We start from the raw sequence: 19,887 nt of genomic DNA, 5'->3' as shown, positions 1-19,887 counted from the left end.
AGTGTCAGCTCAGGGTTGGAACGACGGGAAAAGGTCTGGATCTCCACCCTGGTGGCCGCTAGCGTCGTGGCCATGACCACAACCTACTCACCCCCAGTGCCAGGCTCCCTCTCAACCTCAGAGACCACCGAGGACGCGGGACTGTATCGTCCTGTCCGCCGCTACCAGGTCCTGGACGTCCTGCGGGGCTTCGCCCTGTGCGGCATCCTCCTGGTCAACATAGGGGACATCGTGGAGCTCGGCTGGGACCTGCCCGCCGTCGTGGGGCAGGAGCCCTCTGCCGCGCAGACGGCGCTGCACTACCTGGTGTCCACCCGCTTCGTGCCGATCTTTGCCTTCATGTTTGGTATGAGCATGACCTTTGTCGCGGACTCCGCCCGACGACGCGGCTCCTCGCCCGGGTGGGTCCTGGCCCGGCGCCTGGGGGTGCTGCTGGTCATTGCCCTGGCGCACTCGCTGGTCTACCCCGGGGAGGTCCTCAGAGCCTACGCGCTTGTCGGGCTCATGGTGCTGGTACCGGTGCTGCGTCTTCCCCGCAGCCTCCTGGCGCTCCTGGGGGTGGTGGCCACGGTGGCCACCTACGCGGTGGCCGGCTCAAGTGACCTCAATGTCCCTGGCCTGTTTCTTCTCGGTGCGGCCGCTGCGGCCTACGGGCTGCCTGCCCACCTGGAGCGGCCTGACCGGCGTCTGCTGGCGGCAACCGTGGTGGTGGCGCTCCTGACAGTGCCTGCTGTCCTCGCCCAGGCCCACGAGCCTGGTGGTGATCCCCGCTTTGGCACGGTCGGCGGGATCGCCGGCGGGATCATGGCCGTGCTCTACGTGTGCCTGGTGGTCCTGGCCTGCTCGACCTGCCTGCGCAGGCCGCTGTCAGCCCTCCTGGAGCCGCTGGGCCGCACCAGCCTCAGCTGCTACGTGGGAGCCAGCCTTGTCGTGGCACCCATAGGCCTGGTGGCGCGCTGGAGCGAGAGCCGCGACGTCGTGCCTCTGCTGTGGACGGCCCTGGTCGTGCTCGTCGCCCAGTCCCTCCTGGCCCGGGCTTGGCTGTCCCGCTTCCGCTACGGGCCGCTGGAGTGGGTGTGGCGTTGCCTGACCTGGTGGCGGGTCGAGCCCCTGCTCCTCCGCCGGTAGGGGAGGTCCTTGCCGCCTACAGCAGCGCGCACACTGCGGCAGCCGCCTGTCCGGGTCCGTCAAGGCTCGCCATGTGACGCGCCATCGCACGCGCCCGGGCACGCATCGTGTGGTCCCTCAGGACGTCGTGGACCAGCCGGGGCCAGTCGGTGTGGGCAGCGTCGCGCCTGGGGACCAGGCGGGCGCAGCCGAAGGCGGTGCAGCGCCGCACGGTGAACTGCTGCTCCAGCTGGAGCGGGATCCCGACAAAGGGCCAGCCCTGGGCGCAGCTGGTCTGGACGGTGCCCTCCCCGCCGTGGGTGATAGCCATGTCGACGGCGTCACCTAGCCGGTGGGCGGGGAGCCAGTCCGTGACGTGGACGTTGACGGGCAGCAGGTCGAGATCCTCCGGGCGCAGGTGGCTGCGCACCGGGGCCAGCACCTGGCAGTGCGCCCGCCCCAGGCCCTGCAGCACCTCCAGCACCAGCTCCCGGTTCCCGGAGGACCCCACGGCGAAGTACACCAGCGGGTCCGGTCCAGCGGCCAGGCGGCCGACCTCCTCGGGGACCTTGCCGGGCAGCTGCGCGTACACCGGGCCGACCACCTGGTGCCCGGCAGGCATCTCCACCCACGAGGGCAGGAGGGCGGGAGTCGTGGCGATGAGGTTGATGTCGGCTGTCAGCGCGTGGGCCAGGCCCCGGGGGAGGGCGACCCCGTTGTCAGCGGCCACCACCTCGAAGGAGTGAGGGAGAGGCAGCCGCGATGCTGCGGTACGGAAGGCGAGCGCCGTGAGCCGGTCCGCCACCGCCTGCCAGGGGGTGTTCCGGGGCAGCCAGCCTGTGGACCCACGGGCGCCGACCGCCTCTACGTGAGCGACCGAGTAGGCGAAGGGCCTGAGGAAGACAAGGGGGACATGCTCCGCCCTGGCGGAGATGAACTGGCTGGGTGTCACGCCGATGACGACGGCGGCTGGCTGCAGCTGGCGGATGAGTGCGCGCTCGCTGGCGACACGGTGGGCCAGCATGGTCCGGGTAAAGGGGTGGCGCAGGGTCCTGCCCTGGTCCAGGGCCAGTGCCTGGAGGCCCTCCTCCTCGGACAGGAGAGGCTCCAGCAGCCTCACCTCGAAGCCAGCGGCCTTGATGTACTCACTGTTGCGAGGGGAGAACCCGGCGAATACGCACTCCACGTCGGCAGGCATGCGCCGCGCCACCTCAACGGCCCGGGTCACCTCAGCCAGGTTGAAGGTCTCGGGTGCGAACAGGACGCGGCGTGCTCGCCCTCGTCCTGAGTCTGGCGTGGCTGGGGCAGGCTGCGGGGTCGTGGTCAGTGGCACGGGCTGGTTCCTCGCTGCGTGACGTAGGCGGGTCGCTGCTGTCAACGAGCGCGCGCGGGGCACGCAGCAGCCCTCCGCTTATTGGACTACATGTCTAACAAGCCGAGACGCTACCACGGCGCCTCCCCCCGTGGTGTTCCCGCCTCCTAGGTGCAGCTGACGGCTCTGCCCGGTGCGGACCGCCCCGGCTCGGGTGCTACGCCTCCTGCGTGGGCGTCACCTGTCCCGGCTCCTCCTGGTCAGCCTGGTCAGGCGGCCAGCCTCCTGGGCTGCGTCCACCAGCGCCCGCAGCGATCGCACGGCCATGCGCACAGCTGTGTCCTGGCTGACGGAGAGGTGCTCCAGGCTCCCGTCGGCAAAGAGCCTTGACGCCTGGGCCACAATCTCCTCCCGGCGCTCCTGGGGGTGGAGGCGTCGCCTCTGCCTGGAACCACGGTGCTCGTCGTTGCTCACTCACGCCGGCTAGGCCCCGTCGCTGCTGGGCGCCAGTGCCTGCGGCTGGATGCGGTGCCAGACGGGGAGATGACCTGCAGCAGACCAGCATGCGATATCGACCTGTGATGATCGTCCCAATGGCCTCTCTCGGGCAGATCTCCTGGATGAGGCGGCGGCTGGGGGTGCTAGTGTGCCGCTGACGGCCTGTGGGAACCGGATTGGGCCAGGAACCTGGTACGGCCTGACGGGCCGCGCACATGACGGAGGAGGAGACGTGCGCAGGTGGATGTGCTGCTGTTGCTGTCACTGACGTGACCGCCCCCGCCCACCTGCCCTGAGACCGACCCCAGACCAAGACGAGGTGCCCCGTGTCCCCTGCTCCACACCCTGCCCACAGCTCCTCCCCGCCTGGTGCCGCTGCCTCTCCACCACCTGGCCAGCCCCAGGACCCCCTGGTGCGTATCAGCCACGTCACCAAGTACTACGGGGACTTCAAGGCTCTTGATGACGTCAGCCTGGACGTCCACCGCGGCGAGGTGGTCGCGGTCATCGGTGCCTCCGGGTCGGGAAAGTCCACCCTGTGCCGTACTGTCAACCGTCTGGAGACCGTCTCGGCGGGCAGCGTCGTCATCGACGGCGTGCCCCTTCCGGAGGAGGGGAGGGAGCTGGCCCGCCTGCGCGCTGACGTCGGCATGGTCTTCCAGGCCTTCAACCTCTTCCCGCACCGCTCGGTGCTGGACAACATCACGCTCGCCCCCACGCGCGTGCGCAAGGTTCCGGTCCCTCAGGCGCAGCAGCGGGCCCGCGAGCTCCTGGAGCGGGTAGGTCTGGCCGACCAGGCCGCCAAGCGGCCCGCCCAGCTCTCCGGGGGCCAGCAGCAGCGCGTGGCTATCGCCCGGGCGCTGGCCATGGAGCCCAAGGTCATGCTCTTCGACGAGCCCACCAGCGCCCTGGACCCCGAGATGATCACCGAGGTCCTCGACGTCATCCAGGACCTGGCTACCTCCGGCATGACCATGCTCGTGGTCACCCACGAGATGGGCTTCGCCCGCAGCGTCGCCGACCGTGTCGTCCTCATGGACGCGGGGCAGGTCGTCGAGGAGGCCAAGCCCGCCGCCTTCTTCGCCTCCCCGAGCACCGAGCGGGCGCGTGCCTTCCTGTCCACTGTCCTGCGCCACTGAACCGGCCCCTGGCAACCGGCCCCCTGATACCTGCTGACTTCCTGCTGCTGACACTCACTGACCTCGACCGACCTCTGAGCGACGCGCAGCCGCCCCGGCAGCTGTCGTCAGCCCCTATGAAACCAGCCCCTGTGAAAGGTCTCCTGACATGACTGCCCCGCACACCCGCCCCGCCCTGACCGTCCCGACCAGCCTGACCCGCCGCCGCCTTCTGGGTGCCAGCGCTGCCGTCTCGCTGGCGGCCGTGCTGGCAGCCTGCGCCGACACTGGTGCCGACGGTGAGGCGGTCGAGGTCTCGGACTCCGACTACGACACCGTTATCAACTCCGGTCCGGTGGCCTCTGACGACGTGGTGGCCGCCTCCTCCTGGGCGTCGGCCGTGCGTGAGGCCGGGGTGCTCAGGACCGGGGGCACCAAGACCTCCGAGGTCTTCTCCCTGGAGGACGCGACCACTGGTGAGGTCTCCGGCTTCGACGCCGCCTTCGCACAGGCCCTGGCCCGCTACATCATCGGCGGGGACGACGCCCGCTCCCTCTTGGAGGTAACCCAGGTCACCTCTGACACCCGCGAGACCATGATCGAGAACGGGCAGGTGGACGCCGTCCTTGCCACCTACACCATCACCCCCGAGCGCGCTGAGAAGATCGCCTTTGCCGGCCCTTACTACTCCTCCGGCCAGTCCGTCATGGTGCGTGCCGAGGAGACCGGCATCAACGGTGTCGAGGACCTGGCGGGCGTGAAGGTGGCCGTCCAGTCCAACTCCTCCTCCGGCCCCGCTCTGGACGAGGCCGCCCCGCAGGCGGAGCAGGTGCCGTTCCAGGAGAACGGCGACTGCGTGGCCGCCCTCGAGGCGGGCCAGGTGGACGCCTACGTCGTCGACCAGTCCCTCCAGCTCAGTGTGATGCAGTCCAACGACGCCGTCACGATCGTCGGCGAGCCCTTCACCGAGGACCCCTACGGCATCGGGCTGCCCAAGGACTCCGACGCCCAGGAGTTCGTCAACACCTTCCTGGAGACCATCTACGAGGACGGAACCTGGGACGCTATCTGGGCGGCCACCATCGGCGCCGTCATGGGCGGCGACGCTCCGCAGCGCCCTGCCATCGGCTCCGTCCCCGGCTCTGAGACAGCTGGGGCGTCACCCACCGCCTCCGCTGACGCCTCTGGCACCTCGGATACTGCGTCGCCGGAGGCCACCGATGGTGCCGCGACGCCGGAGGCGACCGACTGACCCGCAGCGGTCCCCTGACCTGTTCACAGTCCACACGTGCCGGGTGGCCGGGCCTGGTGGCCCGCGCCTGGCCGTCCGAAGGAGGTGCCCGTGAGCGTCATCACTGACAACCTCGGCATGATCAGCCAGGGCCTGGCCACAACCCTCGTGATCGCCGTGCTCGGCTTCATGCTCGCGCTGCTGGTCGGTACGCTCATCGCGGTCTTTCGCGTCAGCCCGATCCCGCCGCTGCGGGTCCTGGGCACCGCCTGGGTGACGCTGGCCTGCAACATCCCGACCCTGTGCCTGATGATCCTGGCGGCCTTCGCCGCCCCACGCGCCGGGGTGCCGCTGTCCCTGTTCGCCGCCGCTGTCACCGCTATTGTCTTCTCCGCCTCCGGCTTCGTGTGCGAGACGGTGCGCTCCGGCATCAACTCCGTGCCCAAGGGGCAGGTCGAGGCGGCCCGAGCCCTGGGAATGCCCTTCGGGCTCATCATCACCACCGTGGTGCTGCCCCAGGCGCTGGCCCGCACCATCCAGCCGCTGGTCAACATCTTCATCTCCTGCCTCATCGGCTCCTCGCTTGCTGCTGCCATCGGTGTGCCCGAGCTGACTAACGTCACCCAGCAGCTCAACCTGCGCTACGCGCAGGCGGTGATCACCTTCCTCACTTCGGGCCTGACCTACCTGGCTATCGCCTTCCTTGCCACCAGGCTCGGCTCCCTGCTGGAGCGCCGCGTCACCGGAGGGGAGCCCCGCCCATGAGCCTCCTGACCGCACGCACCCCTTCTCGCCCGCGCGGCACCACCGACGCCGACCTGCTCTTCGACGCTCCCGGCCCCAGGGGACGGCGCCGCATTCTCATCGGCTCAGTAGCCGTCACCCTGGTCCTCGTGGCGCTGGTGGCAGCCGCCCTGGTGCAGCTCGACCAGGCAGGCCAGCTGGCCTATCCCAGGTGGCGCTACTTCCTGGGGCAGTCGGTCGTCAGCTATCTCGGCCGCGCACTGGCCGACACCCTGCTTGTCACCCTTGTGGGCGCCGCATTGTCCTTCCCCCTGGGGATCGGCCTGGGCTGGGCGCGCATGAGCCGCTCCACGGTGGTGCGCTCGGTGGTCGGCACCTGGATCGACGCCATGCGCGCCGTCCCCATGCTGCTGCTCATCTACTTCTTCCTGCTGGCGGTGCCGCGCTGGGGGCTGACGCTGTCACCGTTCTGGATGCTGACCGTCCCCGTCATCATGTGCTCCTCGGCGACCACAGCGGAGGTGTTCCGATCCGGGGTGGCCGCCCTGGACCGGGGGCAGACCGAGGCCGCCCAGGCGCTGGGGCTGAGCCGGGGCCAGACCATGCGCCTGGTGCTGGCCCCTCAGGCGCTGCGCCTGATGCTGCCGACCCTGGTCACCCAGCTGGTGACGATTCTCAAGGACTCCTCGCTGGGCTACGTGGTGGCTTACGCCGAGCTCATGTACGCGGGGCGCCTGCTGGTGTCCTCCGCGCGGGTCAGTGCCCACCTCGACGTGTACCTGCCCGCCTACGTCATCATCGCGGTGGTCTACGTGCTCATCAACTGGGCTCTGGGTGCGCTGGCGCGGCGCGTGGAGGCTCGTACCCGCTGAGCGCTCCCGCCCTACGGGCACCCCCTACGGGCATCGTCTCGTAGTGAGCGCGGCTACTGCGGAGGCGTGTGTCGCTACAGGCGGGGTGCCCTCGTCATGGCAGCTAGTCCAGCAGGGCGAGCGGGAGGACGAGGAACCCGTCTTCCCTGAGGTAGGCGTGACGTCCTGCCGTGAGGACAACGCCCGCCGACAGACGATCGCCGAGCTGCCTCTTGAGCCAGGCCAGGTGGGCGACGTCGCGGTCGCCGACGTCTCGTGCCAGCTTGACCTCGAACGCCACGACACGGCCGTGGGAGTCCTCGACGACGAGGTCGATCTCGTGGTCGCCGTTGCGCGTCCTCAGATGGCCGACCCTCGCGTCCACGGTCAGCGAGGCGGCTCTGACGCAGAGCGTGGCAAGGGCCTCGAACAGACGCCCGAACAGCTCGCCCGAACCCGGTCGTGCGCTCATGAGTGCCGACGCAGTGGTCCCGAGCAACCGGGCAGATACCGCAGGATCGACGAGCTGGTGCTTGGACGAGGTCTTGAGCCGCGACCCGGCTGAAGGGTTGAGGTCCCAGGTGGGCACAGGGTCGAGGACCCAGATCCGGGTGAGCAGGTCGCGGTAGGTCTGGGTGGTGCTCCGGGCTGGTTTGCCTGAGTCTCCCGCAGTGGCTGCGTCAAGGATCGCCGAGTAGGAGGCGGTCGTGGACGTCGCCGCAGCGTAGGAGCGTAGCCAGGCCCGGAGAGATCCGGGTCTGCGGATCGAGCCGCCCTGCTCAAGGATGTCACGGTCAATGACGCGCTCGATGTAGGAGTCGAGCTGGACGGCTCTCGCCCGGGACGTCAGCGGGCGGATCCCGGGAAAGCCCGAGGCGCAGACCTCCTCAGCGTAGTCAGGCAGAGTCATCGTGCTCTCCGCGGTGAACGAGCAGTCCCCGGCCAGGAGAGCGGCAAGACTCAGTCCGCCGGGGGTGGTGCCACGCTCCGTGAGGGACATCGGGCGCATCAGGACAGACACGATCCGGCCAGCGCCTGAATGAGTGGTCGTTCCCTGACGCGGGGTCGCGCTTCCGGTAAGCAGAACCGGTGTCGTGGACCTGTCATCGACCATTCTGCGCACCCAGTCCCACACCTGGGGGAGGTGTTGCCACTCGTCCAGCAGCACTGACCTGCGACCTCTCTCCAGAAAGTCCTTGCCGCCGGCTGCGACGAGCTGCGCCACGTCGTGCTCGTCCAGCCGTAGGACCCGCGTGACGCGCCGGAGCGCGGTCTCGGTCTTGCCGACGCCCTTGGCCCCTTCGATGGCGATGGCAGGCAGGGCTGGAAAGAGCTCGTCAAGGTAGGAGTCCAGGTGACGGAGCAGGTATGACATAGAGGTATCGTACAGAAGGCCGAGCGATTACCGGTCAATACGCAGGTGGTCTACCGGTCAATACGCAGGTGGTCTACCGGTCAATACGCAGGTGGTCTACCGGTCAATACGCAGATGGTCTACCGGTCAGAACATTGACCGTGGAGGCGGGCTGCACCGCGCGTGCCTCCTGGTGGCTCATGGGTCCCTGACGTGGTCTCAGCAGGGGGCGGGGAACGTGAGGACCAGGCTGTCAGCGCGCTCACCGGGACAGGTCGCGGCACAGGTAGGCGGCCAGGCCCAGGAACGTGCCGCCCAGGCCGACTGCGGCCTGCACCGCTAGCGGCATCCAGTCGGGGCTGCCGACGACGTCGAGGTGGTGCCCCACCACGCTCAGCTCCTGAGCCCACCGGGGCAGGTCCACCAGGCCGCCGAGCAGCCTGGCGAAGGCGCTCCAGGCGATCACCGCCCACACGATCCCGAAGCGCTGCGGCGCCACACCGATCACCGCCAGGGTGATGCCGGTCGCTGCCAGCACTCCGGGCAGCTGGCTGACGGTGAACACGAAGGCCCGCTCCACAGCGTGGTCCTCGGTCACCTGCGTGGCCGTGGCAGCGGCCAGCGCCGTCCCGCACAGCACCAGCAGAATTGTCCCCACCGCTGCCGCCGAGGCGGCCTGCGTCAGGAACAGGCGCCAGCGCGGCATCCCGACGGCGACCTCAGCATCCACCAGGCCGGCGGCCTCATCGGCGGCCAGCCGGCTCGCCTGCCCAGTCGCCGCCACTGCGATCAGCAGCGCCATCATCACGGTCATCAACGACATGAACTGCGCCATCACGCCGTCAGCGGCCTGCGTCAGCATGTCCACATAGGCGGTGATGCGATCGTCCTGCATCATCTCCAGGATGCCCTCGGTCGTAGAACCGAATAGCGTCGAGAAGCAGGCCACTGCCGCCACCCATGTCAGTGTTGCGCGTGTGGACAGGCGCGTGAGTAGGTCGGCGTAGCCGTGGAGCCGCCAGCGGCGCCGGCTGGTGGCTCGGTCGGGCAGGTAGCCGCCCGCATACTCCCGGTGGGCGTACAGTGCTCCGGCCGCCACCACCAGGGCAACGCATATCGCGGTGCACGCCGCCAGCGGGACGGGGTCGTCGTCGGTGTAGGGGGCGACCAGGTCGCGCCAGCCCAGCGGTGTGGTCCACCGCAGCCAGGCAGCACCGGATTCATCGGCCAGCACCCGCACCACGAAGGCAACCCCAACACATGCCAGTGCCAGGGGGCGGGCGTCGGCAACGCTGCGTGCTAACTGGCAGACCACGGCGGCCAGCCCCGCGAAGCCCCAGCCGACGCTCGCGGTCACTCCTGCCAGCGCCCAGGCGCCCGACGCGGTCAGCGCCTCAATCCCGTGTGCCTCGGCCACGAGCGTGCCGCCCACGAAGGCGGCCAGGACGCCGACCGCCGCCCAGGTCACCAGCACCGGAGCCAGGAAGGGTACCCACCTCCCAGCGCCCGCGCTCCGCAACAGCTCGGTCAGGCCCTCGTCCTCGTCCGCGCGCATCAGGCGGCAGGTCAGCAGCACCGCCATGAGCGCGGTGCACACGAGCAGGTAGGTGGCGCCCTCCCACTCCACCAGCTGACCTGTTGTGCCGGGCTCGGGGAGCTCGCCGTACAGGAGGCGTGTGCCGGGGGAGGCGCGCAGCGCCTCGACCACGGCATTACCACCCGCGCCGCCCGCACCACCGGCGCCGCCGGCGTCGGAGAAGTAGGCGTCCTGGTAGGCCGGGGCGAAGGAGGCCGTTCCCAGCCACAGGGGAAGGATCCAGGCGAGTGCCTGCACGCGCAGTCTCCGGGCGGTCAGCCGCAGCGCGCGGCCCATGCCGCGCAGCTCATCGTGGGCGCTCATCTGCGTACCTCCTCGTAGTGACGCAGGAACAGGTCCTCCAGGCTCGCGGGCTGACAGCTCACGTCGGTGGCTCCCTGCGCGGCGACGGCCGCCAGTACCTGGGGGACCCGGGCGGAACTCACCTGCACGCTCAGGCGGTCGTCCTCCACCGACAGATCGCCTTCCAGCTGCGGCAGCGACGCCGCGATGCCGCGCAGCAGATCCGCGTTGCCGCCGACCTTGATCTGGGTACGGGCCAGCTGTTGCAGCCGGGTCAAGTCGCCCTGCTCCACCACGCGCCCGTCCTTGATGATCGTCACGGCGCTGCACAGGCGCTGCACCTCGGCGAGGACATGGCTGGACAGCAGCACGGTGCGCCCCTGGGCCGCGGCCCGGGTCACCTCATCCATGAAGACCTGCTCCATCAGCGGGTCCAGGCCACTGGTCGGCTCGTCGAGAATCAGCAGGCTGGTGGGTGCGGCCAGTGCCGCCACCAGTGCCACCTTCTGCCGGTTGCCCTTGGAGTAGGTGCGCACCTTCCTGCTCGGGTCCAGGGCAAAGCGCTCGATCAGCTCGTCCTCCCGGGTGGGGTCTCGCCTGCCGCGCAGACCCGCCAGGGCGTCGAGCACCTGCCCGCCGGTCAGGCTCGGCCACAGGGCCACGTCCCCGGCCACGTAGGAGATCTCTCGGTTGATCTCAGGGGCTGCCCGCCGTGGGTCGGTCCCAAGTACCCGCACCCTGCCGCCGTCGGGGTGGTGCAGGCCCAGCAGAGTACGGATCGTGGTGGACTTGCCTGCTCCGTTCGGGCCGAGGAAGCCGTGCACCTGGCCGACGGCGACTTCCAGGTCCAGCCCGTCCAGGGCGGTGAAACGCCCAAAGCGCTTGACCAGGCCCTGGACACGAATCGGGGAGTCTGGGTTCCTCATAGCGTGGGGTCCTCTCCTGACAGGCGGTAGATGACGACGGCGAACTCCGGGTCCGTCATGAGCAGCTCCAGGAATCGGTTGAGATACAGGTGCTGCGCCGGACTGGTGTAGGCGTCGGTGACCATCTGGGTCAGCCGCCAGGTGGTGCGCCCCGGTGCCCCGGTCGGGAAGTCGGCGAATGCGGCCAACGCCGCGCGCCGGTGCCGCTGGGTGTACTCCCAGGTCTCCTCGGCCAACCGCATGGCCGAGGAGCGGGCGGCGTCCCCACGCAGCTGTTCCAGGCGGGCGATCTCCGTGTAGATGCGCACCCCTGCTTCCCAGTCCGTGGAGTCCAGCTCGGCCAGGAAGGACCCGACGCTGTCGGGCACCAGCCCGAGGGTGGCCAGCGCAGTAACCACCTGTCGCTCGACCCGCAGCCCGCGCCTGCTCAGACGCGCCTGATCGAGTCGGGTCTCGACCGCGTCGTAGAAGCGCACCAGCAGCTGCGGGATGGGCTCGAGCCCCTCCCCGCCCTCGACCCGGGCGATCAGCTCCTCAATGCGGGCCTCCTGCGCCTGCAGCCCACGGCGGCGTGCCAGGATCTCCTCGCGGGTGGCCCGTAGACTGCCCAGCACCGAGTCGCGGTCGGTGCCTCCTGGGTCCTGAGCGAGCACCTCGGCAATCTGCGCCAGGGGCAGCCCGCCCTCGGCCAGCCAGCGTATCCGCATGAGCCGGGCCAGGTGTGCGACGCCGTACTCCCGCTTCCCGTGCACGGTCGGCGGCACCGCCAGCAGCCCGAGCCGGTGGTAGTGGCGCACCGCCCGCGGGGTGGTACCGGCCAGGTCGGCGATCTCCTTGACGCGCATGCATCTATCCCAGCAGGTGACGCCACGTCACCGTCAAGCCCTGTGCGTGACCGCGTCCACGTGACGCGCGGTCATGCCGTGCTGGTGCCGTGTGACTGGAGCTGCGGGCCGCGATCTTGAGACGATTTCGGGCGCTCCTGCGGAACAGTCTAGTCTGGCCCAGGCTACTCTGGACACTCTGACCCACCTGGTGGAAGGCAACCGCATATGACTGACGCCCCCGGTGCGCTCTCGCCGACGGACGAGGTCGGCGTCAACGCCCTCGTCGAGCAGGCTCTGGCCGCCATCGACGCCGCTGACAGCCTGGCCGGGCTCAAGGAGGTGCGCCTGGCCTACCTCGGTGACGCCTCCGCCCTGGCCCTGGCCAACCGGGAGATCGGTCGGCTCCCGGACCGTGCCGCCAAGGCTGCTGCCGGCAGGCTGCTCGGTGGTGCCCGTGGCCGTGTCGGCGCCGCCCTGGCGGCGCGCCAGGAGGTGCTGGAGGCCGAGGCCGAGGCGACAATGCTGGACACCGAGGCTGTTGACGTGACGCTGCCTACCGTCCGCACCACGCCGGGCGCCCGTCATCCCCTGGACCTCCTCGTCGACGAGGTCTGTGACTTCTTTGTCGCCATGGGCTGGTCCATCGCCGAGGGACCAGAGGTTGAGCACGAGTGGTTCAACTTCGACGCCCTCAACCTCGACACCGACCACCCCGCCCGCCAGATGCAGGACACCTTCTACGTCCAGGGCGACTCCGTGGGCGCTGCCCCCGGGCAGCCCTCCAACCTTGTCCTGCGAACCCACACCTCACCGGTGCAGGCCCGGGTCATGCTGGAGCAGGAGCCGCCTGTCTACGTAGCCTGCCCGGGCAAGGTGTTCCGCTCCGACGAGCTGGACCAGACCCACACCCCGGTCTTCCACCAGGTGGAGGGCCTGGCGGTTGACAAGGGCCTGACCATGGCCCACCTCAAGGGGACTCTTGACCACTTTGCCAGGGCGATGTTTGGTCCTGAGGCCCGTACCCGCCTGCGCCCCTCCTTCTTCCCCTTCACCGAGCCCAGCGCCGAGATGGACCTGTGGTTCCCGCAGAAGAAGGGCGGGGCCGGCTGGATCGAGTGGGGCGGCTGTGGCATGGTCAACCCCAACGTCCTCACCGCCTGCGGCATCGACCCCGAGGTCTACACCGGGTTCGCCTTTGGCATGGGCCTGGAGCGCACCCTCATGCTGCGCCACGGCATCGCGGACATGCACGACATCGTCGAGGGCGACATCCGCTTCTCCCAGCAGTTCGGTACCACCGGAAGGGGACACTGACATGCCCTACGTCCCGATTGAGTGGCTGCGTGACCACGTCGAGGCTCCTGCCGACTTGACCGCTGCCCAGCTGGCCGGTGACCTGGTGCAGGTCGGCCTGGAGGAGGAGCAGATCGTCCCCCCAGCGGTCACCGGGCCGCTCGTCGTGGGCAAGGTCCTCACCCGTGAGGTCTTTACCGCCTCCAACGGCAAGACTGTCGGCTACTGCCGGGTTGACGTGGGCCCGGAACACAACGACGCCCCCGGCACCGGCAGGGAGCCCAGTGACCTGCCCAGCCGCGGCATCGTGTGCGGTGCCCACAACTTTGACGCCGGGGACCACGTGGTGGTCAGCCTGCCCGGGACCGTGCTGCCCGGTGGCTTCGCCATCTCCGCGCGCAAGACCTACGGCCACGTCTCGGACGGCATGATCTGCTCTGAGCGCGAGCTCGGTATCGGTGAGGACCACTCGGGCATCATCGTGCTTGAGCGCTGGCTGGCTACGCACGGCGGCACAGGCGGCCATGACGGTGAGGACATGCCTGCCCCGGGCACCGACGCCACCAGGCTGCTCGGTCTGGGGCAGGAGGTCCTGGAGGTCAACGTGACCCCGGACCGCGGCTACTGCTTCTCCATGCGCGGGATCGCCCGCGAGTACTCCCACGCCACTGGCGCCCGCTTTACCGACCCGGCTGACGCCACCAACCCGGACCTGTTCCCTGCGGGCGTGGCCCCCGCAGGCCGGGACGGCTTCCCCGTCCTCCTCGCGGAGGACACCGCTCCCGTCCACGGGCGTCCCGGCGTGGACCGCTACGTCGCGCGCCTGGTGCGCGGTATCGACCCGAGTGCCGCCTCCCCGAGGTGGATGCAGGACCGCCTGACCGCTGCCGGGATGCGCCCCATCTCGCTGGCGGTGGACGTCACCAACTACGTCATGCTCGACCTGGGCCAGCCGCTGCACGCCTTCGACCTGGGCAGGCTGTCCGGACCGATCGTGGTGCGCCGTGCCAGGCAGGGCGAGACGCTGACCTTCCTGGACGACGTCACCCGGGTCCTCGACCCCGAGGACCTGGTTATCGCCGACTCCCCAGACGGCGAGGGCTCCCGCGCCCTGGTGCTGGCTGGCGTCTTTGGTGGTGCGGCGGCGGAGGTCGGCCAGGACACCACCGACGTCCTTATTGAGGCTGCCCACTTCGACGCCGTGTCCGTGGCCCGCTCGGCGCGCCGTCACAAGCTGCCCACCGAGTCCTCCCGGCGCAACGAGCGTGGTGTCGACACCGCGCTCGCTCCGGTCGCCGCCCAGCGCGCCGTCGACCTGCTGGTCCGCTACGGTGGCGGCACTGCCGAGCCGGTCGCCACCGACGTTGACCGCACTGCGCGTCCTGAGCCGGTCGTCATCCGTGCCGACTCCGCCGAGCAGCTGACGGGTGTCGCCTACGGGACCGCCCGGGTCACCGAGCTGCTGTGCCGCATCGGCTGCACAGTGGAGCCTGCTGGCAGCGACGAGGCAGGAGCAGGGCTCCTGGCGGTGACGCCCCCGACCTGGCGGCCTGACCTGGTGGGAGCCGCCCACTTTGCTGAGGAGGTAGCCCGGCTCGACGGGTACGACAACATCGCCTCCATAGTCCCGGCGGTGCCGGCGGGTACCGGCCTGAGCCCACGGCAGCGAGCACGTCGTGACGTGGTACAGGCACTGGTCGGGGCGGGCATGACCCAGGTGCTGTCCTACCCGTTCATCGGCGACGTGCACGACCGTCTGGGTATACCTGCGGAGGACCCCCGCCGCCGGACCGTGCGCCTGGCCAACCCGCTGTCCGAGGATGCTCCCTGGCTGCGTACGTGCGTGCTCGACTCCCTGGTTGACGTCGCCAGCCGCAACGTGTCGCGGGGCCTGAACGACATTGCCGTGTGCGAGCTGGGCAGCGTGACCCTTCCTGCCGGGACAGTACCTGCACCCGTCCCCGGGGTCGAGGCGCGCCCTGGCGACGAGGAGGTCGCTGCCCTTCACGCGGGCCTCCCCGCCCAGCCCACGCACGTCGCCGCAGTCATGGCGGGCCAGCGGGAGCATGCTGGCGTACTGGGAGCCGGACGGGCCTGGGACTGGGCCGACGCGGTCCAGCTCGTGCGCGTCGTCGCCAGTACCCTGGGTCTTGTCGTGGAGGTCAGCGCCCCCGAGGAGCCACCTGCCCCCTGGCACCCTGGGCGTACCGCCGAGGTGCGTCTGAGCGCCCGCCAGGGCGGTGAGCCACTGGCCGGTGCCGACCCTGCCACCCGTCCCGGTGTCCTCCCCGGTTCTCCCAGTGCCGCAGTCGCCTACGCCGGGGAGCTCCACCCCCGTGTCGTGCGTGAGCTGGGCCTGCCTGAGCGCGCCTGTGCCGTCGAGATCGACCTGGACGCGCTCCTGGACGCGGTGCAGGCCTGTGGTGTCCTCCAGGTCAGGGCGGTGTCCACCTTTCCGGCTGCCAAGGAGGACATCGCCCTGGTGGTTGAGGAGTCCGTGAGCGCCCGCGCGGTGGAGGAGGTCGTGCGCCGTGCGGCGGGAGACCTGGCGGAGCAGGTCCGTCTCTTTGACGTCTTCCGTGGCCCCCAGCTGGGTCAGGGAAGGAAGTCCCTGGCCTTCTCCCTGGTGCTCCGTGCCCCGGACCGGACACTGACGGCCCAGGAGACGGCTGCCGTGCGCAAGCGTGTCGTCAAGCGTGCTGCCGCGACGCTGGGTGCCCAGCTGCGCGGGTAGGCCGATCCTGTGGCTCTGGACACACCGTGCGGGTACGGGGCCTGGAGGCAGGCACGGGTCTCCTGCGTCATGAATACTTGCCGCTATGAGACTTCTGCTGACGTCCTCCTCCCGCCACGGCTCCACTGACGAGGTCGCTGCCGTTGTTGCTGAGCGGCTGCGGGACGCGGGTATTGACGTTGACACCTGCAAGCCGGAGGAGGTCGAGTCGGTGGACGGCTACGACGCCTTCGTCCTGGGCAGCGCCGTCTACATGACGCAGTGGACGCCGGAGGCGGTCGAGTTCACCAAGCGCTTCAGCGACGTCCTGTCCGCCAACCCGGTGTGGGCCTTCTCCGTGGGACTGTCAGGCCTGCCCCAGGGCAAAGTGGCTGACCCCAGGCGCATCGGCCCCGTCCTGCTGGCTATCGAGCCTGAGGACCACATGGTGTTCCCGGGGCGCTTCGACCCCGGTCGGCTCTCGCTCAGGGAGCGGTCGATCGCCCGGCTGGGGGGCGCCTCGGAGGGTGACTTCCGCGACTGGGACCAGGTCCGCCAGTGGGCTGACGCCATCGCCGCCTCACTGGTCGGCTGAGCCTGACGGGGGTCCTGGCGAGACTGCGGGCCGGACCGCACGGGCGACTCTCGTACGGCGGCCGTTGTGACGGATGTAATACCCGCCGACACGCCTCGCAGTTTCGTATCTCTATGCAAGACGTCGTATCATCTCTGCGTGACCTGGACAGCAGCGGTTGCCGGCGCTACCGGCTACGCCGGTGGGGAGGCGCTGCGCCTCCTGGCGGCCCACCCTCAGATCGATGTCGGTGCGGTGACGGCCGCGTCCTCGGCCGGAACGCGTCTGGGACAGCACCATCCCCACCTGATGGGGCTGGCGCAGCGTACGGTGGAGCCCACTGACCCCGCCAGGCTCGCTGAGCACGACGTTGTCGTCCTGGCCCTGCCCCACGGTGCCTCCGGTGAGGTGACCGCCGCCGTCGAGGAGGAGGCGGCCCGCCGTGGTACCTCGCCGCTGGTCATCGACTGCGGCGCGGATCACCGGCTGGTGGACCCCGAGGCCTGGACCGCCTTCTACGGCTCGCCGCACGCGGGCGCGTGGACCTACGGCATGCCTGAGCTCCTCCACGCGGGTGAGGCGGTCGCCCGGGCGCAGCGTGCCCAGATCGCAACCACCAGGAGGCTGGCTGTCCCGGGATGCAACGTGACAGCAGTGACCCTGGCGCTCCAGCCGGGTGTGGCCTCCGGCCTTGTCGACTGCTCCCAGGGCGCGGCAGCGCTGACGGCGGTCCTCGCTGTGGGCTACTCCGGTGCCGGCAAGGCTCTCAGGCCGCACCTGACGGCGGCGGAGGGTATCGGCGGTGCCCAGCCCTACGCCGTAGGCGGGACCCACCGCCACATCCCGGAGATCATCCAGAACCTGGCCGTCGCGGGGGCGCGGGCGCAGGACCTTCGCCTGTCCTTCACCCCGGTGCTGGTCCCGATGAGCCGGGGGATCCTGGCCACCGTGACCGCGCCGGTGACCTGCGAGGTCCGCCAGGCCGCCGACCCGGGGGCCGTGCTGCGCCAGGCCTGGGAGGAGGCCTACGGTGCCCCGGGGGCGGGGGAGGGGCTGGTCCACCTCCTGCCTGTGGGGACATGGCCCACCACCGCATCGGTGTCAGGTAGTGGCGTGGCCACTGTCCAGGTCACCTTTGACCCGGTGGCAGGTGCCGCCACCGCGATGTGCGCTATCGACAATCTTGGCAAGGGCACTGCCTCCGCCGCGCTCCAGTGCCTCAACCGAGCTCTTGGTCTGCCAGAGACCGAGGGCGTGATCACTGAAGGAGCTGCTCCATGAGTGTCACGGCAGCACGGGGGTTTCGGGCTGCGGGTGTCGCCGCTGGTCTCAAGCCCTCGGGAGCCCCGGACCTTGCACTGGTCGTCAACGACGGCCCCCACGACGTCGCCGCAGGGGTCTTCACCACTAACAGGGTCGTGGCCGCACCCGTGGTGTGGTCCCGACAGGCCCTGGCTCCCGCCTGCGGGCAGGAGGGGGGGCGTGCCAGGGCGGTTGTCCTCAACTCGGGGTCCGCCAACGCCTGCACCGGAGCCCGAGGAGTCCGTGACACCGAGGCCACCGCCATGCACGTGGCTGGCCTGCTGGGGTGCGACCCTGCGGAGGTCCTGGTGTGCTCCACTGGAGTCATTGGTGAGCCTCTCGACATGCCGCGTCTTCTGGACGGTGCTGACGTGGCCGCGCTCTGCCTGGAGGCCACGCCGACTGCCGGCACTGCGGCCGCCACCGCCATCATGACCACGGACACGGTCTCCAAGGAGGAGGTGCTCACGGTCGGCTCGGGGTCCGCCCGCTGGACCGTCGGCGGCATGATCAAGGGCGTGGGCATGCTCGCACCCGCTATGGCTACCATGCTGGCTGTGGTCACCACGGACGCGGTGGTTGCTCCCGGTGCTGCCCGGCAGGCCTTGGGCACGGCCGCTGCCCGCACTCTTAACCGCATCAGCTCTGACGGCTGCATGTCCACCAATGACACTGTCGTGCTGCTCGCCTCCGGCGCCTCCGGCGTCTCCGTCTCCCCGGAGGAGCTTGAGGAGGCCGTGACCGAGGTCCTGGCCCGCCTGGGCCGCAGGCTGGTCGCTGACGCCGAGGGGGCCACGCACGACATTGCCGTCACCGTCACAGGCGCTCTCAGCGAGGCCGCCGCAGAGGCTGCCGCCCGAACGGTCGCAGCCTCCACCCTGCTGCGGTGTGCCGTGGCCGGCCAGGACCCGAACTGGGGCCGGGTGCTGGCCCAGCTCGGTACCGTGCCCGAGGCGGTCTGCCCCTTCGACCCCGACCAGGTGGACGTTGCCATCAACGGTGTGACTGTCTTCCGTCACGGGGGCGTGGGCGAGGACCGCTCCGGCGTGGACATGAGCCCCCGCGAGACCCGCATCGACATCGACCTGCACTCCGGGCAGGCCCAGGCCACGGTATGGACCAACGACCTCACCCACGGCTACGTCTCGATCAACGCGGACTACACCACATGACGACCTCTCGCACCAGCTCCCCGGAGTCCTCTGACTGCACTGGTACCTCGGCCATCGACCCCCGTCTCAAGGCATCGGTCCTCCTGGAGGCCGTGCCCTGGCTACGCACCTACAAGGGTGCCACCATGGTCATCAAGTACGGCGGCAACGCCATGGTGGATGACGACCTCAAGCGGGCCTTCGCCCAGGACGTCCTCTTCCTGCACCAGGTGGGGGTCAGGCCCGTCGTCGTCCACGGGGGCGGCCCCCAGATCAACGCGATGCTGAGTCGGCTCGGTATTGAGCCGGAGTTTCGCGGTGGCCTGCGGGTGACCACCCCGGAGGTCATGGACGTGGTCCGCATGGTGCTGACCGGCTCTGTGCAGCGTGAGCTCGTCTCCCTGCTGAACAAGGACGGGTCGGCGGCGGTCGGTATCAGCGGGGAGGACGGAGGGCTTCTGCAGGCTCGGCGCCGTCCCGCCTCCGTTGGGGGCGAGGAGGTAGACGTCGGTCTGGTTGGCGACGTCGTCGAGGTCAGCCCCCAACCCATCACTGACCTGCTTGACCAGGGGCGGATCCCTGTCATCTCCTCGGTGGCGCCGCTGGCCGAGGACTCCTCCACCGTCCTCAACATCAACGCGGACACGGCTGCGGCGGCTATCGCGGTGGCCCTGGGAGCCAGGTCCCTCATGATGCTGACCGACGTCGAGGGCCTCTACTCCGCCTGGCCGGACCGGGGCTCCCTGGTCCCGTTCATCAGTGCCTCTGCCCTGGAGAGGCTGCTGCCCACCCTTGAGTCAGGCATGATCCCCAAGATGGAGGCGTGTCTGCGGGCGGTGCGCGGAGGGGTCGGCCAGGCCCATGTGGTCGACGGTCGCCAGGCCCACTGCATGCTTCTGGAGATCGTCACCGACGAGGGCGTGGGCACCGTCATTCACCCCGGGGACGCCCCGGTGCCACCCTTGAACGGAGGTAGGAGCCTGTGAGCGCCTCGGCTGCCACGACGC

General features: G+C 69.9%; 17 protein-coding genes. 11 read left to right on the top strand and 6 right to left on the bottom strand.

Translation table 11 applies throughout. The annotated features are described in order from the left end of the window. The first annotated feature begins 72 nt into the window (after nucleotides 1–72). Entirely contained in the window at nucleotides 73–1,128 is a 1,056-nt protein-coding gene (locus CWS50_RS07150) for a DUF418 domain-containing protein (RefSeq protein WP_127842233.1), read from the top strand. Nucleotides 1,129–1,144: 16 nt separating this feature from the next. On the opposite strand, the gene CWS50_RS07145 is transcribed toward CWS50_RS07150, so the two are convergent. Both CWS50_RS07145 and CWS50_RS07140 read right to left on the bottom strand, forming a co-directional pair. After that, a complete protein-coding gene (locus tag CWS50_RS07145; RefSeq protein WP_341472746.1) occupies nucleotides 1,145–2,434 on the bottom strand; it encodes a glycosyltransferase in 1,290 nt (429 codons plus the stop codon). A gap of 222 nt (nucleotides 2,435–2,656) precedes the next feature. Beyond that, the gene (locus CWS50_RS07140; RefSeq protein WP_127842232.1) at nucleotides 2,657–2,893 is read right to left on the bottom strand and encodes a hypothetical protein; all 237 of its coding nucleotides are present in this window, start codon (nucleotides 2,891–2,893) and stop codon (nucleotides 2,657–2,659) included. Between the two features lie 437 nt (nucleotides 2,894–3,330). On the opposite strand from CWS50_RS07140, the gene CWS50_RS07135 reads away from it, so the two are divergent. The 4 genes from CWS50_RS07135 to CWS50_RS07120 all read left to right on the top strand — a co-directional run bounded on the left by CWS50_RS07135 (nucleotide 3,331) and on the right by CWS50_RS07120 (nucleotide 6,882). Further along, a complete protein-coding gene (locus CWS50_RS07135; protein ID WP_127842231.1) occupies nucleotides 3,331–4,056 on the top strand; it encodes an amino acid ABC transporter ATP-binding protein in 726 nt (241 codons plus the stop codon). Nucleotides 4,057–4,204: 148 nt separating this feature from the next. Then, nucleotides 4,205–5,287 carry a glutamate ABC transporter substrate-binding protein gene (locus CWS50_RS07130; protein WP_127842230.1) on the top strand — a complete coding sequence of 361 codons (1,083 nt, stop codon included), beginning with the start codon at nucleotides 4,205–4,207 and terminating at the stop codon, nucleotides 5,285–5,287. Nucleotides 5,288–5,377: 90 nt separating this feature from the next. Beyond that, nucleotides 5,378–6,031, top strand: coding sequence for an amino acid ABC transporter permease (locus tag CWS50_RS07125; RefSeq protein WP_127842229.1), 654 nt, complete (start codon nucleotides 5,378–5,380; stop codon nucleotides 6,029–6,031). Beyond that, entirely contained in the window at nucleotides 6,028–6,882 is an 855-nt protein-coding gene (locus tag CWS50_RS07120) for an amino acid ABC transporter permease (protein WP_127842228.1), read from the top strand. Before CWS50_RS07125 ends, CWS50_RS07120 begins: the two co-directional genes overlap by 4 nt. A 103-nt stretch (nucleotides 6,883–6,985) precedes the next feature. Here CWS50_RS07120 and CWS50_RS07115 read toward each other — a convergent pair whose 3' ends face one another. From CWS50_RS07115 to CWS50_RS07100, 4 genes are all read right to left on the bottom strand, one after another. Continuing rightward, entirely contained in the window at nucleotides 6,986–8,236 is a 1,251-nt protein-coding gene (locus CWS50_RS07115) for an ATP-binding protein (protein ID WP_127842227.1), read from the bottom strand. A gap of 241 nt (nucleotides 8,237–8,477) precedes the next feature. Then, a complete protein-coding gene (locus tag CWS50_RS07110; protein WP_127842226.1) occupies nucleotides 8,478–10,115 on the bottom strand; it encodes an ABC transporter permease in 1,638 nt (545 codons plus the stop codon). Then, on the bottom strand, nucleotides 10,112–11,020 hold the full coding sequence (locus tag CWS50_RS07105) for an ABC transporter ATP-binding protein (RefSeq protein ID WP_127842225.1): 909 nt from the start codon (nucleotides 11,018–11,020) through the stop codon (nucleotides 10,112–10,114). The genes CWS50_RS07110 and CWS50_RS07105 overlap by 4 nt, the downstream gene beginning before the upstream one ends. Next, entirely contained in the window at nucleotides 11,017–11,865 is an 849-nt protein-coding gene (locus CWS50_RS07100; protein WP_127842224.1) for a MerR family transcriptional regulator, read from the bottom strand. The genes CWS50_RS07105 and CWS50_RS07100 overlap by 4 nt, the downstream gene beginning before the upstream one ends. A gap of 207 nt (nucleotides 11,866–12,072) precedes the next feature. Here CWS50_RS07100 and pheS point away from each other — a divergent pair, with 207 nt between their 5' ends. The 6 genes from pheS to argB all read left to right on the top strand — a co-directional run bounded on the left by pheS (nucleotide 12,073) and on the right by argB (nucleotide 19,866). After that, entirely contained in the window at nucleotides 12,073–13,161 is a 1,089-nt protein-coding gene (gene pheS, locus CWS50_RS07095; RefSeq protein ID WP_127842223.1) for a phenylalanine--tRNA ligase subunit alpha, read from the top strand. Between the two features lies 1 nt (nucleotide 13,162). Beyond that, complete coding sequence (pheT, locus tag CWS50_RS07090) at nucleotides 13,163–15,874, top strand: phenylalanine--tRNA ligase subunit beta (protein WP_127842222.1); 2,712 nt, start codon at nucleotides 13,163–13,165, stop codon at nucleotides 15,872–15,874. An 85-nt stretch (nucleotides 15,875–15,959) separates the two neighbouring features. Further along, entirely contained in the window at nucleotides 15,960–16,448 is a 489-nt protein-coding gene (locus CWS50_RS07085) for a flavodoxin domain-containing protein (protein ID WP_127842221.1), read from the top strand. Nucleotides 16,449–16,586: 138 nt separating this feature from the next. Next, nucleotides 16,587–17,708 (top strand): N-acetyl-gamma-glutamyl-phosphate reductase, encoded by a 1,122-nt coding sequence (argC, locus tag CWS50_RS07080; protein WP_127842220.1) that lies wholly within the window; start codon nucleotides 16,587–16,589, stop codon nucleotides 17,706–17,708. Beyond that, nucleotides 17,705–18,901: a bifunctional glutamate N-acetyltransferase/amino-acid acetyltransferase ArgJ gene (gene argJ, locus CWS50_RS07075; RefSeq protein ID WP_127842219.1), complete on the top strand. Its 1,197-nt coding sequence runs from the start codon at nucleotides 17,705–17,707 to the stop codon at nucleotides 18,899–18,901. The genes argC and argJ overlap by 4 nt, the downstream gene beginning before the upstream one ends. Continuing rightward, nucleotides 18,898–19,866, top strand: a complete 969-nt coding sequence (gene argB / locus CWS50_RS07070; protein WP_127842218.1) for an acetylglutamate kinase — start codon at nucleotides 18,898–18,900, stop codon at nucleotides 19,864–19,866. Before argJ ends, argB begins: the two co-directional genes overlap by 4 nt. Nucleotides 19,867–19,887 lie beyond the last annotated feature (21 nt).

The sequence above is a fragment of the Actinomyces wuliandei genome, assembly GCF_004010955.1.
Classification (GTDB): Bacteria; Actinomycetota; Actinomycetes; order Actinomycetales; family Actinomycetaceae; genus Actinomyces; species Actinomyces wuliandei.
Note: the sequence above shows the minus strand (reverse complement) of the source record. Positions and strands in the feature narration are given on the sequence as shown.

What these genes read in the sequence shown, in the direction of transcription:
- CWS50_RS07120 (WP_127842228.1), top strand. Translation starts at nt 6,028, where the DNA reads ATGAGCCTCCTGACCGCACGCACCCCTTCTCGCCCGCGCGGCACCACC.
- CWS50_RS07100 (WP_127842224.1), bottom strand. Translation starts at nt 11,865, where the DNA reads ATGCGCGTCAAGGAGATCGCCGACCTGGCCGGTACCACCCCGCGGGCG.
- argJ (WP_127842219.1), top strand. Translation starts at nt 17,705, where the DNA reads ATGAGTGTCACGGCAGCACGGGGGTTTCGGGCTGCGGGTGTCGCCGCT.
- CWS50_RS07085 (WP_127842221.1), top strand. Translation starts at nt 15,960, where the DNA reads ATGAGACTTCTGCTGACGTCCTCCTCCCGCCACGGCTCCACTGACGAG.
- CWS50_RS07105 (WP_127842225.1), bottom strand. Translation starts at nt 11,020, where the DNA reads ATGAGGAACCCAGACTCCCCGATTCGTGTCCAGGGCCTGGTCAAGCGC.
- CWS50_RS07110 (WP_127842226.1), bottom strand. Translation starts at nt 10,115, where the DNA reads ATGAGCGCCCACGATGAGCTGCGCGGCATGGGCCGCGCGCTGCGGCTG.
- CWS50_RS07150 (WP_127842233.1), top strand. Translation starts at nt 73, where the DNA reads ATGACCACAACCTACTCACCCCCAGTGCCAGGCTCCCTCTCAACCTCA.
- argB (WP_127842218.1), top strand. Translation starts at nt 18,898, where the DNA reads ATGACGACCTCTCGCACCAGCTCCCCGGAGTCCTCTGACTGCACTGGT.
- pheS (WP_127842223.1), top strand. Translation starts at nt 12,073, where the DNA reads ATGACTGACGCCCCCGGTGCGCTCTCGCCGACGGACGAGGTCGGCGTC.
- pheT (WP_127842222.1), top strand. Translation starts at nt 13,163, where the DNA reads ATGCCCTACGTCCCGATTGAGTGGCTGCGTGACCACGTCGAGGCTCCT.
- CWS50_RS07130 (WP_127842230.1), top strand. Translation starts at nt 4,205, where the DNA reads ATGACTGCCCCGCACACCCGCCCCGCCCTGACCGTCCCGACCAGCCTG.
- CWS50_RS07115 (WP_127842227.1), bottom strand. Translation starts at nt 8,236, where the DNA reads ATGTCATACCTGCTCCGTCACCTGGACTCCTACCTTGACGAGCTCTTT.